The organism is Dictyobacter alpinus (assembly GCF_003967575.1).
Taxonomy (GTDB): domain Bacteria; phylum Chloroflexota; class Ktedonobacteria; order Ktedonobacterales; family Ktedonobacteraceae; genus Dictyobacter; species Dictyobacter alpinus.
Genome location: NZ_BIFT01000001.1, coordinates 3246212 through 3261301, shown reverse-complemented (window position 1 = coordinate 3261301; position 15090 = coordinate 3246212). Strand labels below are relative to the sequence as shown.

General features: G+C 49.1%; 9 protein-coding genes. 3 read left to right on the top strand and 6 right to left on the bottom strand.

The window, feature by feature from the left end; genetic code table 11:
* Nucleotides 1-84: 84 nt before the first annotated feature.
* Together EL633_RS13005 and EL633_RS13000 are read right to left on the bottom strand one after the other, a co-directional pair.
* Nucleotides 85-1980, bottom strand: coding sequence for a PrkA family serine protein kinase (locus tag EL633_RS13005; RefSeq protein WP_126627591.1), 1896 nt, complete (start codon nucleotides 1978-1980; stop codon nucleotides 85-87).
* A gap of 844 nt (nucleotides 1981-2824) precedes the next feature.
* The gene (locus tag EL633_RS13000; RefSeq protein ID WP_126627590.1) at nucleotides 2825-3658 is read right to left on the bottom strand and encodes an SAM hydrolase/SAM-dependent halogenase family protein; all 834 of its coding nucleotides are present in this window, start codon (nucleotides 3656-3658) and stop codon (nucleotides 2825-2827) included.
* Nucleotides 3659-4133: 475 nt separating this feature from the next.
* On the opposite strand from EL633_RS13000, the gene EL633_RS12995 reads away from it, so the two are divergent.
* A complete protein-coding gene (locus EL633_RS12995) occupies nucleotides 4134-6398 on the top strand; it encodes a hypothetical protein (RefSeq protein ID WP_126627589.1) in 2265 nt (754 codons plus the stop codon).
* A gap of 66 nt (nucleotides 6399-6464) precedes the next feature.
* On the opposite strand, the gene murA is transcribed toward EL633_RS12995, so the two are convergent.
* The 4 genes from murA to EL633_RS12975 form a co-directional block, all read right to left on the bottom strand.
* On the bottom strand, nucleotides 6465-7799 hold the full coding sequence (gene murA, locus EL633_RS12990) for a UDP-N-acetylglucosamine 1-carboxyvinyltransferase (protein WP_126627588.1): 1335 nt from the start codon (nucleotides 7797-7799) through the stop codon (nucleotides 6465-6467).
* A gap of 15 nt (nucleotides 7800-7814) precedes the next feature.
* Nucleotides 7815-9338 (bottom strand): phytoene desaturase family protein, encoded by a 1524-nt coding sequence (locus EL633_RS12985; protein WP_161982118.1) that lies wholly within the window; start codon nucleotides 9336-9338, stop codon nucleotides 7815-7817.
* 258 nt (nucleotides 9339-9596) lie between these two features.
* Nucleotides 9597-11045 (bottom strand): FHA domain-containing protein, encoded by a 1449-nt coding sequence (locus EL633_RS12980; protein WP_161982117.1) that lies wholly within the window; start codon nucleotides 11043-11045, stop codon nucleotides 9597-9599.
* Nucleotides 11046-11410: 365 nt separating this feature from the next.
* Nucleotides 11411-12136 carry a hypothetical protein gene (locus EL633_RS12975; RefSeq protein WP_126627585.1) on the bottom strand — a complete coding sequence of 242 codons (726 nt, stop codon included), beginning with the start codon at nucleotides 12134-12136 and terminating at the stop codon, nucleotides 11411-11413.
* Between the two features lie 516 nt (nucleotides 12137-12652).
* Between EL633_RS12975 and dnaA the strand changes: the two genes are divergently transcribed.
* Both dnaA and EL633_RS12965 read left to right on the top strand, forming a co-directional pair.
* Nucleotides 12653-14293 (top strand): chromosomal replication initiator protein DnaA, encoded by a 1641-nt coding sequence (gene dnaA / locus EL633_RS12970; RefSeq protein ID WP_161982116.1) that lies wholly within the window; start codon nucleotides 12653-12655, stop codon nucleotides 14291-14293.
* A 148-nt stretch (nucleotides 14294-14441) separates the two neighbouring features.
* The gene (locus tag EL633_RS12965; protein WP_126627583.1) at nucleotides 14442-15026 is read left to right on the top strand and encodes a hypothetical protein; all 585 of its coding nucleotides are present in this window, start codon (nucleotides 14442-14444) and stop codon (nucleotides 15024-15026) included.
* Nucleotides 15027-15090: the final 64 nt, after the last annotated feature.

Here is a 15090-nt window from a genome sequence, read left to right as displayed (position 1 = left end):
GAGGTATTACCGTTGGAAGTTCGACATTGAACTACCAACGGCTTCCTGCACGTTCCACGGTGATCATCCTGCATCTGACACAAATTATCGATTTAAGAGGCTACCAGTGTAGCGGAGGAGTTCATTTGCGCTCTCATAGGTGTACCCTTGCTCAGCAACCAGGCGCTCAACGACTTCATTGATCTTACGCAGCTGCTCTTTATCTGGAGTACGGGTCGAGGTCGTAATTTTCACGACATCGCGCAGATCGGCAAACAACTTTTTCTCAATAGCTTCTTTCAAGCGCTCATGGCTGGTATAGTCGAAGGTCAAACCTTTACGGGCCAGAGAAGAGATACGAATCAGAATCTCCTCGCGGAACGAACGCTTGGCGTTCTCTGACACCCCGATCTGCTCCTCAATTGAGCGCATCAGATGCTCATCGGGCTCCATCTCCTCGTCGGTAATGGGGTCGCGCAACTTGGTTTTATTACAATACGACTCAACGTTATCAAGGTAGTTGTTTAACATTGTGCGGGCAGACTCTTCATAAGAGTAGACAAAAGCACGCTGAACTTCCTTTTTGGCAATCTCATCGTACTCTTTACGTGCCTCATGAATGAAATTAAGATAACGTTCACGCTCTTCGCGGGTAATGCTGGTATGTTGATCCAAACCATCGCGCAATGCACGCAAAGCATCAATGGGGCTGATATAAGTGACATTGTTCTTGATCAAGGCATTGGACAGACGGTTAATGACATAACGCGGGGAAATGCCATCCATGCCCTCACGTACAGCTTCTTCCTGAAGTTCGCGCACATCCTTCTGCTTGAAGTCTTCCATATCTTCGCCATCATAGAGCTTGAGCTTCTTCATCAAGCTCATACCCGCTTTCTTGGAGGGCTCCAGGCGGGTTAGAATCGCGAAGATACTGGCGATACGCAGGGTATAGGGAGCGATATGCACATTTTGGAGGGAGCTTTGTTTCAGCAACTTCTCATAAATCTTGACTTCATCAGAGACGCGCAGGTTATAAGGAACCTTGGCCAGAATAATACGGTCCTGTAAAGCTTCCGATTTCTTGTTACCAACAAACGACTGATACTCATGCTCATTGGTGTGGCTTACCACGACCTCATCAGCATAGATCATACTGAAGCGCCCGGTTTTGATGTTTTGTTCCTGGCTGAGGGTCAGGAGCACATACAGGAACTTCTCGTCTGTTTTGAGCATCTCGACGAATTCCATTACGCCACGGTTAGCAATGTTGAGCTCACCATCAAAGCGATAGGCACGGGGATCACTCTCAACACCAACCTCACCAATGGTCGAGAGGTCGATGCCACCGACAAGCTCACTGATATCCTGGCTCTTTGGATCTGAAGGAGTAAACGTACCGACACCGACACGATACTTCTCACTGAAGGTAATACGCTTCAATGGAACTTCCTCAATCCGGCCACGATAATTATTATCCACCATATAGCGGCAATGGGGACACAGATCACCCTCAACATAGAGACCAAAGTCTTTCTCGACTTCTCCACGCAACTCATAAGGAATCAAGTGGAGTGGCTCCTCATGCATTGGACAATCTTTAATCGCGTAGATCGCTCCTTCGGGCGTGCGACTATAGGCTTCCAGGCCACGCTTAATCAAATGTACGATTGTCGACTTACCACCACCAACTGGTCCCATGAGTAGTAGGACACGTTTACGAACTTCCAGGCGCTGGGCAGCAGAATGGAAGTAGTCCACAATCTGCTGGAGAGGCTTCTCAATACCAAAAATCTCATCACTAAAGAACCTGTAGCGCGTCTCTCCTGTACGGGTGGTATCTACCCCCCCGTCCATAATCATGTCATAGATGCGTTCATGAGAAAGTCGAGCTACCGCTGGCTTCTTACAGGCTATCTCGAAGTATTCCGCGAAGGTCCCTTCCCACATGAGCTCGCGCTCACGGTCCCGGTATTCTTCTAACCGCTTCACCAGATCCATAGTTCATCCTCTCTGTGTATCACTAGGTAGTATAAGAAGAATGGGGTCCTTACCCTTGCTGGGGGCTTTCTTACTACTACGCTTTTTTGATTGAAGCTACGTTGTACGAACCAGAAAACGCACTACGTGACCGGGAGGCAAGAAATGAGAGTACCGATCATAATGCACTTTATCTCCGTCATTTTAGCGGAACGCATTAGAGTCATAAGACCAAAAGGGCCGGATTCTTGCTCGTCATGTATAGCGAGAAAACCAGCCCTTTCTACTCTCCTGAGGATAATTATTTAAATGTAGATCTGTGATACTCTGTGTCCAACCCTTAGGTTGATGCCGCCTGGATAACTGTGAGAGCTGCATCATATTGATGCTCCTACGCCATTTCAACCGATTTCTTTGTCACTCCAGGTATCAAGCAAGAGATGAACGCTATCTACGATTGAATATGCTATTCTCATCCTCCACGTTGCCACCGCTGTGGGCTCCCATTATCGTATAGAGTATAAGCTCATTATAGCATATTTCTCTCAAGCAAACAATTCTTCTAGGATAGTCTGGACAGGTAATTTTGCCGATTTGGGCTGTTCTCTCTGATTTTCTAATAAATGGCCGCTCGTTGAAAGCTAAATTCTCCTTTTCTTCATAAATAGCAATTTAATCGTTCATGAGTCGTTCTATTTTTGCGCGCCGCCTGCGGCGGCGCGAGAGGGAGAAAGAAGAGCGGGGACACCCCGCACCCCGGCAGGGAGGGCCCTGCACCCCCAGCATGTCTGCCCACACCCCGGCAGGGAGGGCCCTGCACCTCCGGTTTTAAGCACTTTTTCGCCACGGCACCTGAATTTTCACTCTATCTATTGTTAAAGAGCAGGGTAACAGCCTCTCCGCGCTGGATGTTCAGTTCACGAGCGGCGGAACCATTACGGATCGCGATGCCGATATAGCCAGAACTGTCAACATAAAGAAACGGCTCCTGCGCATTCCCTGGCGCGGCAAAGAAGCGACGGCGTTCAGTGATCATCAGTTGTTTGCCAGCAAGGAGGAGACGGACCCCCGAGCGCTCAAAAAAATCTGGTAGCAGATTCAGAGAAATGGAACTGATCAAGTTACCAAATTGGTCTATATATATGATCTCGGACTCAATACGGTCATTCTTGATAAGTGGTTGCTGAAGTTCAAGTTGCTGTAAGCTGTCTGCCTGGATCATTTCACCCAGTTCATGCAATTGCTGTCCTGCGGCGATGTGTGCAGCGACAGGAGCAAAAATGTCTCGGCCCTGGAAAGTCGAGCTGACATTTGGAAGATGGTAGGCTCGATTGGTCAACCTGACTACAGCCTTCGCGGTCTGGTCCGCCAGTACAAAATGGAATAGACCATTGTCGGGTCCAACAAAATACCAACCACCAGCCTGCAGCGCGATAGGCGCGCGCTCACTACCAACACCTGGATCCACCACACAGACAAAGACACTCCCCTGCGGAAAATAGTGATAGCCAGTCCCGAGCACCCAGGCGCCAGCGATAACATCCTGCGGCGGAATCTTATGGGTAAGATCAATAAACGGAACCCCGGATGCAATACCAGACATAACCCCTTTCATAACCCCTACATAATTATCATCCAGGCCAAAATCCGTTAATAAAGCAATCACAGCAGCAGCCGATGAAGAAACAGGTTGGTACATAATACATTCTCCTCTTATATGCTATACTATCCCATAAAATAAAAATAAAATGAAGCCATCAAGGGAAAAAACCTAAATGGCTCATTTGCTTTGTGCGGGCTTGTGACCTTTGTCCGTGGGGATGCGTCATTAGTCATGCATCTGACTCCATTCTATGACATCATAGGCGATATATGCTATACTAGCCCCGAATACAGTCACGGCACAGCACGCGCCAGAGCAATTCGGCACGCCCGGCCAGTTACAGTACTACCACAGAGGTTTGTAGGCGGCGCCACATAGCTATCCAGATGTCTGGATCGCGCCAAGGAACAACTTCCCTACTCTGTGATGCGTCTCCTCCCGTGTCTGTAAAAGTTAGGGGTATATGCACAGGAGGCTTTGATGGACAGCGTTGTAGGGCCTAGCGAATGGACATTGAATCTTACCCCTGTGAACTCAGTTTCCATGCGGCTAACAACTGGAGTGTACAGGCATGAATATTAGTACCGGCGGACCACATATTCTTCTCTTTGAACGTGATCAACAATTCGCAATGCTGCTCAACAGCGAGTTACAATTAGCGGGCTATACTAACCACACAGCACGTACGGCTGTGGAGGTTTTTGACGCTATCGCTCGCTTTCCTATCCGACTTGTGCTGGTAAATTTAGCACAGGCCGCCACCGCGCGACGAGAATTCTGGGTCGCGCTAGATACCCAGCGCCGCGATCGTAAGGTTCAGGTTTTAACCTTTTTATCAAGTAATCTGGCCAGCTATGGGCCAAGTGAATTTGAGGACCATGCACAACATGCCAATGTAGATATGGAAATTGATGGCATGCTTGGCTTGATGAGCCTGGTTGATGCAGTCCGTAACCGTGTACCTAGCGCTACTGTACCAATGGAAAGTACGAATAGCGGTAATACGTTACCACGCATGCCACGCTTCTCCACATCCAACCAGAATCCGGTACAAACTTCATCGATGGGGAGTGGAAATTCCTTCCCAACAGCCCTTTCATCAGATACCAATTCGATGCGTGCTGCTCCCCGCCCGACAAATTCACAGGTTCTGCCTCAAACACCAGTGAATAATCCAATACAATCACCCCCCACGTATTCACAACAAACGACAGCACAGAATACCAATCCATCCCCGATCACGGGTATGCCTGGTTCCAACCAACCATCCTACAGCGAAAAAATTCGTGCCGTACTCTATCCTAACCAGCGCAACTGGAACACACCAGATACTGGCAACCAGAATATTGCGGTCGATCAAAGAGAAAAAAGTAGTCCACCCCCAGCCCAACCAACCACGTCAACGCAATTTTCATCCTACGAAACACCTGCCCTGCAACGCCTGGCAAATGGACAAAACAGTCCCGATAATCAGAACGAGTCTAGTCTGGCTCAGCTCTCACGCATGGTTCAAGGCTTTCGCTCGCCTGCCAGAGACGAGCAGTCCATCAATTCAGCATTTTCATCCACTACATCACAGTGGACGCCACTGCAGACATCATCCTATAATACGCCACCATCCCCGCCAACCGAACAAGTCCAATACCAGCAGCCTGCTCCACAAACCGAAGGTACACATAATTCTGCCCCATTCCGTAGCACGGTTTCTCCCTCCGCGACCAGTTATTCAACCCTGGAAGCACGCCAGGAGCGCGGGATTAATCAGGAGAAGCCCATACAACAACAGGCACCACGGCAACACCATAACTTTGCACCACCAGTAATGCCAGTCAGACAGCCCACACAAGGTGAGGATAGAATTGGTACCCAGCCATTACGCGCATCACCAATTCAGGATATGCCAATTGAACGTACCGTCACCGGACCCGCTATCAATGAGATGAATAGACGGCCCGACGTACTATCACGGACCAATTATGGTCCACAAACCGCGCACCAGCCAGCGGTAAATCCGGGCAATCAACATACATCACCACATCTGGCTTCAATATCGGCAGCGATGCCAGTGGTGACACCACCCCCCGCTCCCGTTAAAGAAGCAGCGGCGATACCACCCACACATGTCCCCAATAAAGACATGGCGGAACTCTTTGCACCAGAAATTCAAGAAGCAGTAGCAACAAAGATACCTGAGCCAGCACCAAACGTTCAGGAGACACCAGAAACCAAAATTCCAGAGGCCGAAGCGCCAAAGGCCGAAACGACCACGGATGCCAGGGAGCAAACCGTACTGCGAGAGAAAGATAAAAGCAGTCAGGCAACTTTTACGCGTCCAGAAGAGCTACAATTAAACGATGTACATATTCCAGATGACGTCGCCGAAAGTATGACCACGAACAATGCAGTCCTGCTTGACATTGTCCAGAGTCTTCCGCCGATGCCATCACTAGCCCAGCAGCAAGCAATTGAGCCTCAGGTCTTAAATGGTAGAGCAACCCGCTCACTCAACAAGGTTCTGCTCGATGGACACCTTGTTCCACAAGATCGCTTAGAGGTAGCCCAAAACATTCAGCGTATGTTACGTGGGGTGGATTTAAATTATCAGCTTGGTGAGATATTGCTTATGTTTAAGTTACTGACTCCCGACCAATTATTAGCGGCGAGCCTGGTAAGCTATGGCTTGATTACCACAACTCAGATCAGCGCCCTGGGAAAGATCCGTCAGGAACTGCACTCAATGGGGCTTGAATACGACCTGGAAAATCTCTTGATCCTGTTCAGAATTTTAACCCCTGAACAGTTACGCGAGGCTCGCTCTAGCCTACAAACCAACTAATCATACCAACACAATAAAAAGGGAAAATGGCGCGGCAGTCGCGCCATTTTCCCTTTTTATTGCTGGCTAACTAACTTTCTCGATATAAGCACCCAGGCTGCGCAACTTGACATCTAGATGTTCATAGCCACGCTCAATATGCTCAATACCATACACTTCGGAAGTTCCCTCCGCACAGAGAGCGGCCAGGATGTAAGAGCAGCCAGCACGGATATCAGGAATATCCAGGCGGGTCGCGACTAGCGGCGTTGGCCCACTCACCACACAGCTATGCATATGCTGCTGCTCACGGAAACGGCAAGGAACCTCTCCCAGACACTTGGGATACAAACCGACGTGGGCGCCCATACGTGTTAACGCGCTCGTATAACCAAAGCGATCCTCATAAATAGTTTCATGGATCACCGACATCCCTTCCGATTGCGTCAATAGCACGGTAAAAGGTTGCTGCCAATCAGTCATAAAACCAGGATGGACATCTGTCTCTAACGAAATAGCTGGCGAAACGTTGGAGTCGCCGATAAAACGAATACCTTCGTCATCCACTTCGAAGCGTAAGTGCATTTTAAGCAAGGTATTCAGGAAAGACAGCAATGTGTCCTGCTGGGCATGCCTGAGGTAGACATCTCCACGGGTCAAGTAGGTGGCAATCGCCAGTGAGACAGCTTCATTACGATCACTGAGCAGGGTATGGCTGGCTCCATGCAAGGATTCAACACCTTCAATGACGATCCGTCGATCCACTTTGAATTCGATGATCGCGCCCATCTTTTGCAGCATTTTTACCAGATCAACGATCTCAGGCTCATTAGCTGCATTCTCAATAATGGTCACACCTTTAGCCAGTGAGGCTGTAATCAGTAGATTCTCGGTCGCCATAACGCTAGGAAAGGGTAGTGAGATCGTGGCACCGTGTAGCCGCTCAGGAGCCCGGCAATGATAATATCCATCTTTTTCAATAATGTGGGCACCCATTTGCTGCAAACCCTGGATATGGAAGTTAATCGGACGGGGGCCAATACGATCGCCACCCGGCATCGGAATAACAGCTTCACCGCAACGATGCAACAGGGGTCCAATCGTCATCACACAGATGCGATTCAGACCACCAACCGTAGTTGAAACATGGTAATCCTTGATATCGGTGGTTTTAATCGAGAGGGTATGCTTCTCACGATCTAACTCTACCTGGGAGCCAAATTCCTGACATAGCTTGACCGTTAACTCCAGATCACCCAGAATCGGAATATTGCGCAATGTGCAGGTATCGGACGTCAATAGCGATGCAATCACCATTTTGGTCACCGCATTTTTGGCACCGCTCAGCGTTACTTCACCATGCAGAGGCTGTCCCCCTGTCACCAGGTAATGGGGAGACAACGATGCTTGCTTCTCAGACATAATTACTAGACCTTCCTAAGATTTTCCAGAATTCCCTGGAGCCTTCCACAACCAGCGTAGCGCGTTTAAGCGGGAAGGGGGTAGCATCACATTACGGCGCAGACGGCGATCCATCTTATGCGCCACAGATTGCTGCTGATCCAGATCATCTAAGAGATCTAGAAAATTATTGACACTCTGTGCCACACCCTCAACCATTAGATAACCAGATGGCTTGACCGCATCTCCTACCAGATAGAGTCCCTGCACGTCCAATTGCGGCTCCACGTCTTCGCCCTGAGCTACGCGGTTCACCGGCCACTCGCCACGATACGTTCCCATTGTCAGAATCTGGCAATGCTGGTCGAAAGCGGCTCCAAACATGAACCGCAGATCGGCCAGGGCCAGGGCGCGTTCCTCCTCAACGTTATTGCTTTGAATAACTTGATGGCTGATCAAAAGATGCTTGCCAGCTGGCGCCAGAGAAGGATCACTATTGGTCGGCTGCACCATGCCGGCAATGCGTTTGGTGTCCAGACAATACATGATTCCCTTATGAGGAATCAACGAGATATCGCTCAAAATATGGACTTTTAAGCCCACAGCTTCCTGCACATCATCGGCAGCGGTATCATTAAAGGTATGGTCATCAGCATATTTTTGCTTCAGTACCTCGGCCTGCCGCACACGGCGATTTTCGAGCAGTCCGGTGGTAGCTCGCGGACCAATATCGCTCACGACCAGGGGAGCCCGCAACACCTCTTCAGCCCCTGTTACTTTATGCTTGATCCTGACCCCCGTCACCTTATTCTGCTCTTGTAAGATCTCAAGGACCTCACAGGAAAGGAAGATCTCACCGTTATAGCTCTGCACAAGCTGTGTTAACTGCCTGGTCAGCTCACCACATCCACCCGCCACAATGGCAGGTGCACCATAGCGAAACATATTCTTGGTGGTACGGATTACCTCGGCTGTACTGACCTGGTGTAGTTCCAGACTGAGGGCAAAGCGAGAGATGCTGGCAAAAAAAGCCACCAGTTGCGGATTACGCCGCACATCAATCTGGCGCTCCAGCCAGAGATCAAAGGGCATTTGTCGTTGCTGGTCCGGCAATTTTTGAAAAAACATTACATAGCCAAGGCGCATAAACTGGCGAAACTGGGCTGGTCCGAGAAATTTTGCGACCCCCAGCAAGCCACGCGATCGATATTGCCGACCATGTACATGGAAGGACCCAAAGACATCCGCATCATAGAGGCGATGCGGTACATTCAAACGACGTAACATATGTGAGAGCACACCACTACTACCAAAAGGTACCATGTGGACGGCTCCTGTGCTGACCTGTACTCCATGCAAATTTTTCGCGGTAAAACGTCCACCACTATGTGGCAGGCGCTCTACGAGCAAAACTTGTTTGCCACGTTGTAACAAATGGGCCGCGCTCAACAGACCTCCCAGGCCTGCGCCAATAATAATGGCATCAAATTGTTTGGTTGGATGCGCGGCCAAGGTATTTTCGGGAGCAACCTCAACACGCGCCGGCACTTGTTCGTACATAAAAATTCCGGTAAATAACACGTTTGATGATACTTCGACACACCACACAGCACGATCCAATTTTAGCCTGAAGGACATCAGCGGGAAGGGTTGCAGGTATTTGTCGGGTAGTACATCAGGACAACCTGAAAAATGGAAAGGGCGGTCATTGCCTACCGCCCTGTTTGTATGTCTTTTTACGCCACCACTGCTAGAAAATTTTCTGTACAGATGGACGCATTCCACTTCCTACAACACCAATGTTAGGAGGAATAGAATCTATCGCTCTTCACCAATCAAACTGCGTAACAGACTATTGCACTCGGCCATAGTATTTAACACATTCTGATGAATCTGGAAGACTTTGTTAAGCTCACGTGCTTTACGAGCTAACTTGGTCACATATTCAATGTCGCGAGGATTATTCATCACATCTTCCATCAGTTGCAACAATTCAGCCCAGGCCAGAGCCTCACGACTGCGAGCAACATCGGCAATCATGCCATCCATACGGTCAGAGACACGGCGAATACCACTACGCAACTGGTTAGCAGTCTGTACATACTCCTCATCATGACTACGCACAGCGTCCTGGGTGGCATTAAATTGCTCTTGCAATGACATAATCTGTCCATCCAATGCAGACAGAGCCGCAGTTAAAGCGCTCAGGTCTGGTAAGTTTGGCGCAGATATATGCGAGAAGCGGTTAAATGTCACATTTCCATCCACTGGAACCGAGGGGGTGTAGGCTGGTTTTTCCACGTTCACTGGTGGTGCATATGGTGTCTTTTCAATAGCCGCCGGCGCTTCAGGAACCACAGGCTCAGCTTCTGGCGCGACTACTTCCTGCTGGGGCTCTTCAGGAGCGACAGGGTCAGGGGCTGGAACGGCCCCATAATCTGAAATGTGATCCATCACCTCTGGAGTTGGCGTTGCGGGCGGCTCAACTGATTGCTCGTTATGAGACGAAGCATCATAAGAGGCCAGATCAGCATTTTCCATCTCAGCGGTACCATAATCATCACGATCAGACTGATTCTCACGGGTATTATCACCATGTGTGCGATAGGTCCGATCGGGATTGGCATCATCATTGGGTACAGAGATAGTTGGCAGATCTTCCAGGGCTCCATGAGCGCGGAACACTAACTCATGCTCACCAATACCAACCTGGTCGCCATTTTTCAGCAGATAGGGATTAGCCTCTTCCAATTGCTGTCCATTGACAAATGTGCCATTGGCGCTATGCTCATCATGCAAGAGATATTGACCATTCTCATAACGAATCGTCGCATGGCGACGCGAGGTCAATTTGTCTTTCGATAATAAGATATCACTGGTCGGCGCCCGGCCGATAACGATCTCATTCTTATCTAAAGGATATTCCTGAATGACATCTCCATTATCAGACCGCAATACAAAGAAACCAGGTTCAGTAATCCTATCCATAGTTGCAACTGGCTCGTGGGCTGGTGATGCTTCAGCCGCTGCGCCAGCCGCAGTCGGAGCCGCGGGATCAACAGGTGCCCAGGATGGGCCACTGGATGGCGTCGGCGTTGGTGGTGGTGAACTCCAATCATCGGCGGCAACGGTTGCATCGCCAAGCACTGGCTGTGCCTGCTGATCTGGAGTAGGTGAGGGAGTCGCTGGAAGCAGGCGATTGCCACAATTCAAACAGAAGTTGTCACCTTGCCGAGTCTCAGCCCCACAATAGGGACACTTATCCATGTTAAAAGTTCCTCCCATTGGTATACGCGCTTGAATATAGTACGCGTGCACGTAAAACTTCTGACTATTATATCAGAAGTGTAAGTTGAGCGTCGAGTGTAGCTCTCAGAAGACCTGCATCCTGTGCTTTCTCCGCCACACCTTCTCCAATACATTCAGTGCTTTTTATCATTAGCACCTGAAATACCATCATTAGCATTGTTGACTTGTTGAAGTCGTATGCTCCCCCGCTCCACGACAGGCATTCTTCCTTCTTTGAGGATTGTGAAAATAAGCTTTTCCACATATCAACACTCCATGTATTACGACGAAGTGGCTGAGAAAATTTCACGCACCCGCCTCTATAGATAGACGTTAGCTGCGTGTTATTTAGCGGGTGTCCAATCTACATTCGCTTGCAGGTTCTGAAAAAACTGCTGGAGATACGCTGTGGTACCACGAGCCGAAAACACAATGTTTGTTTTGTCGTGAATGCCATTACATAATTGGACAGGATCTTTAGCAGCCGTGGCGGTCGGTGTGACATTTTTCCTGGCCGTGGCATTGGTATCCTGTGAGACAGTACACTGAAAAGCTACATTTTTAATCCGTACCGGAGCCTGCGAGAAACTGATAGCATCCTGGTTCGGCAATACATACGTAATCGTAAAATTACTGCCGAAGATAGGGTCGCGTAACGAGCCAGAGACATTTAAGAGGCAGGTACCAGCCGGCAGATTTTTGGGTAGATACAGATCAAAGCCAAGGTTGTCCTTCATGGTTTTCCAATCTGCGATTGTCTTTGGTTTACCGTCGGCTGGACCCAGGGTGGATGCCTGACCATTTGTGGCTTGTGCACGGGGCGAAGCCTGATCGCGGAAAACCTGATGTGGCTTATCGCACCACGCTAGCTGCGCTAAACTCAGTGGGGCTGGAGTTGGGGTAGTCTGCACACCATTGCCAGTCTTCTTAGGCGTATCATCTGAACAAGCGGCCATCACCAGACCCAAAAGGATAAGGAGACAGATCAAAGAAAAGGATATACGTATAGGCAAATGGCCAGACGCTCCACGGCCTTGCCGTCGCTGACCAGATTGAAAAGAGAGAGACATAAAAAAGCTCCTTAACTTAAGTATGTATAAAAAGGCATGTTCTGCAACAATATTCTTCCCGACCCACCTCATCGCCCTCGTGTCATACACCTATACACTTCCCCGATGGGAAGCTGCTAGTTTTATTATATGCGGCAAAAAATGGGCTAAACCCATTTTTTGCCGCATATAATAAAACTAAAATAAGCCTGACTGGTTCAGTATACTTTACACAACGTATAAGCACTATGAAATAATGCTCAAAGTGGTACCAAAGGCAGCAATCACCCTCCAAAAGCATCCAACACCACAAGAACATTCTGCCACCAGTTATAATGGTCTGGATGGTACGAAAGGAGGGCTTTACAGCGTTTTGATTTAATGCTACCATTACACTCTGCCGTCACGAGATTACTATCAGAGAATTATTTTTGTCTAAAAACACCTATACATACAGCTGATAACGTGCGGAGAGTGTATAAAAAAGCAAATTGAGACACTAGCTACAATAAACCAATCCCCAAAGGGGTGCTGCGTGTGAATGCAAAACAAATATGGCAAACAGCAATTGAACGATTACGAACAAGAGTAAACTCTGCCGTTTTTACCACCTGGTTTCAGGGAACCTCGGCGCTCTCCTTTCAAGATAGCGTCTTTATTATTCGTGTTCCTACCACCTTTGCTAAAGCCCAATTAGAAACCCGCTTCCAGGAACTAATTCGTTCTACGTTAATAGACGTCACAGGGGGTCCTGTTGAGGTCCGTTTCGAGGTTACTAAAGAGCAGCCAAGCGCATCAGATGCATCATCAGATCAGGGTTCCTATCGCCCAGCCAAACGCACCTACCGCCTTTCGAAGGGAAGACTTTCAGCTCCATTACGTGGAAAACGCGTCCCACCTGCTGATGGGGCCACCACAATGAATGCGATGGCCCCATCGACGCCTCCCGAGAATGCTTATCGTCAGAAGAAAGAAGATTATGGCATTCCACAACGATCGGCAACCTCCTATAATCCGGAACCCGCTTCTGAACCACCGACCGCGCTATCTTATGTCTCTTATCCTGAGGGGCAGGATATACCCGCAGAGTCTATACGCAAAGAGCCAATCAAAACCCAGGAATATAGTCCGGTCCATCCCAGTATTGAGGGCTTGCTGAATCCGCGCTATACGTTTAGCTCGTTTATCGTTGGCAAATCCAATAAACTGGCCCATGCCACATCACTTGCCGTCGCGGAAAATCCCGGTCGAGTCTATAATCCACTTTTCCTATATGGTGGGGTAGGACTGGGCAAGACCCATTTGCTGCATGGCATCGGCCATGCCGGTGAAAGCGCTGGACTCAACGTACTGTATACGACTTCTGAGAAGTTTACGAACGAGATCATTAACGCTATTCGTTTTCAGAAAACGGAAGAGTTTCGCGCCAAGTATCGTCAGATTGATATTTTATTAGTCGATGATATTCAGTTTATCGCGGGTAAAGAATCAACTGAAGAAGAATTTTTTCATACGTTTAATTCACTACACAATGCCAATAAGCAGATTGTGGTGACCAGTGATCGTCCTCCCAAAGCAATTAGTAGCTTACAGGATCGCTTACGCTCACGCTTTGAATGGGGACTATTGGCGGATGTGCAACCACCTGAGTATGAACATCGCCTGGCCATATTACGCTCAAAGTGCGATTCGTTACGCTTCACTGTGCCAGCGAACGTGATTGAATATATTGCTCGCCCTGTCTGTAGTAGTGTGCGTGAACTGGAAGGCGCGCTCAATCGCGTCATCGCCTATGCAACCTTGCACGATGCACCACTCACTGTCAGTCTGGCGGCCCAGGCCCTTGAACACATTTACGATACCAAGCCACCAGTCACCTCTAACCTGACCGTCGAAGAAGTATTTGATGGCGTCTGTCGCTACTACAACGTCAATCCTCAGCTTGTACGCGGCAAACAACGAGATCGTGACATTGTCTGGCCACGACAGGTTGCGATGTACTTGATGCGCGAGGAGACCACCGCCTCATTGCTACAAATTGGGAGCGCACTGGGCGGTCGGGATCATAGCACCATTATGCATGGATGGGAAAAAGTGCACGCCGAGATCGGCAATAATGAACAGGTACGCCAGGAAATCGCCGCGGTCCTCGATTCACTACAGAATCGCTCTTTTTAAGTCCGCAGCTTTAAACCGCCAGCCAGCAACCTTAAACAGTTGCTGGCTCACGGTCGGCTTGCGAGAAACATCCCCCAAATTCCATTCAGACAGTGTATAATAAACTCCAAAACGAGTATCAGTGCACCCTTACTAGGAGCTACTTTGTATGCAGAAACAACAACACGCCAGCTATGATCTGCTGGCGATCTTTCCCGATGAATCGAAGGCGGAAGCGGCCTCAGAGAAGCTCAAAAAAGCTGGCTTCAACCAGGAAGAGATTTATCAAATCGCGCCCGGTAGCATTGGTAGTGGCCAGTTCCGCGAACATGGACCCAATCAAGCCCGTGGAGACTTCTTCCTGCAGACGCGACGGTCAGGTCCTAATCCGGCTGTTATCCTGCTATTCGCCATTGTATGTGGCCTGGTAGTAACAGGACTTACCTTTGCTACTACGTTTGCTTTACCTAATCTACCTGAGCCAACCACCTTGCTGGTTGGTGCAGCAGTAGGACTGGTGTTAGGAGCGATCATGGGCCTGCTCAGACGTGGACGTGTACGTGGTGCAATAGGACAACAGGAGCCGGCGAAAGCCCCCCCTTCAGCCGCAGGTTCGCGTCAGGCACAAGGCAAACTCAATGCCATTGCCCTGCGCTTCGAAAATCCTGAAAATATCAGCCGTAATTCGCGAGCACGTGCAATATTACTCAACAATCAAGGGCGCATCGATCGAAGTGTCAGTCGCCAGGAGTAAAGCCGCAGCATATACAAACATCCCATTCCACTCTGAATGGGATGTTTTTTTCAGTTTATAGTAA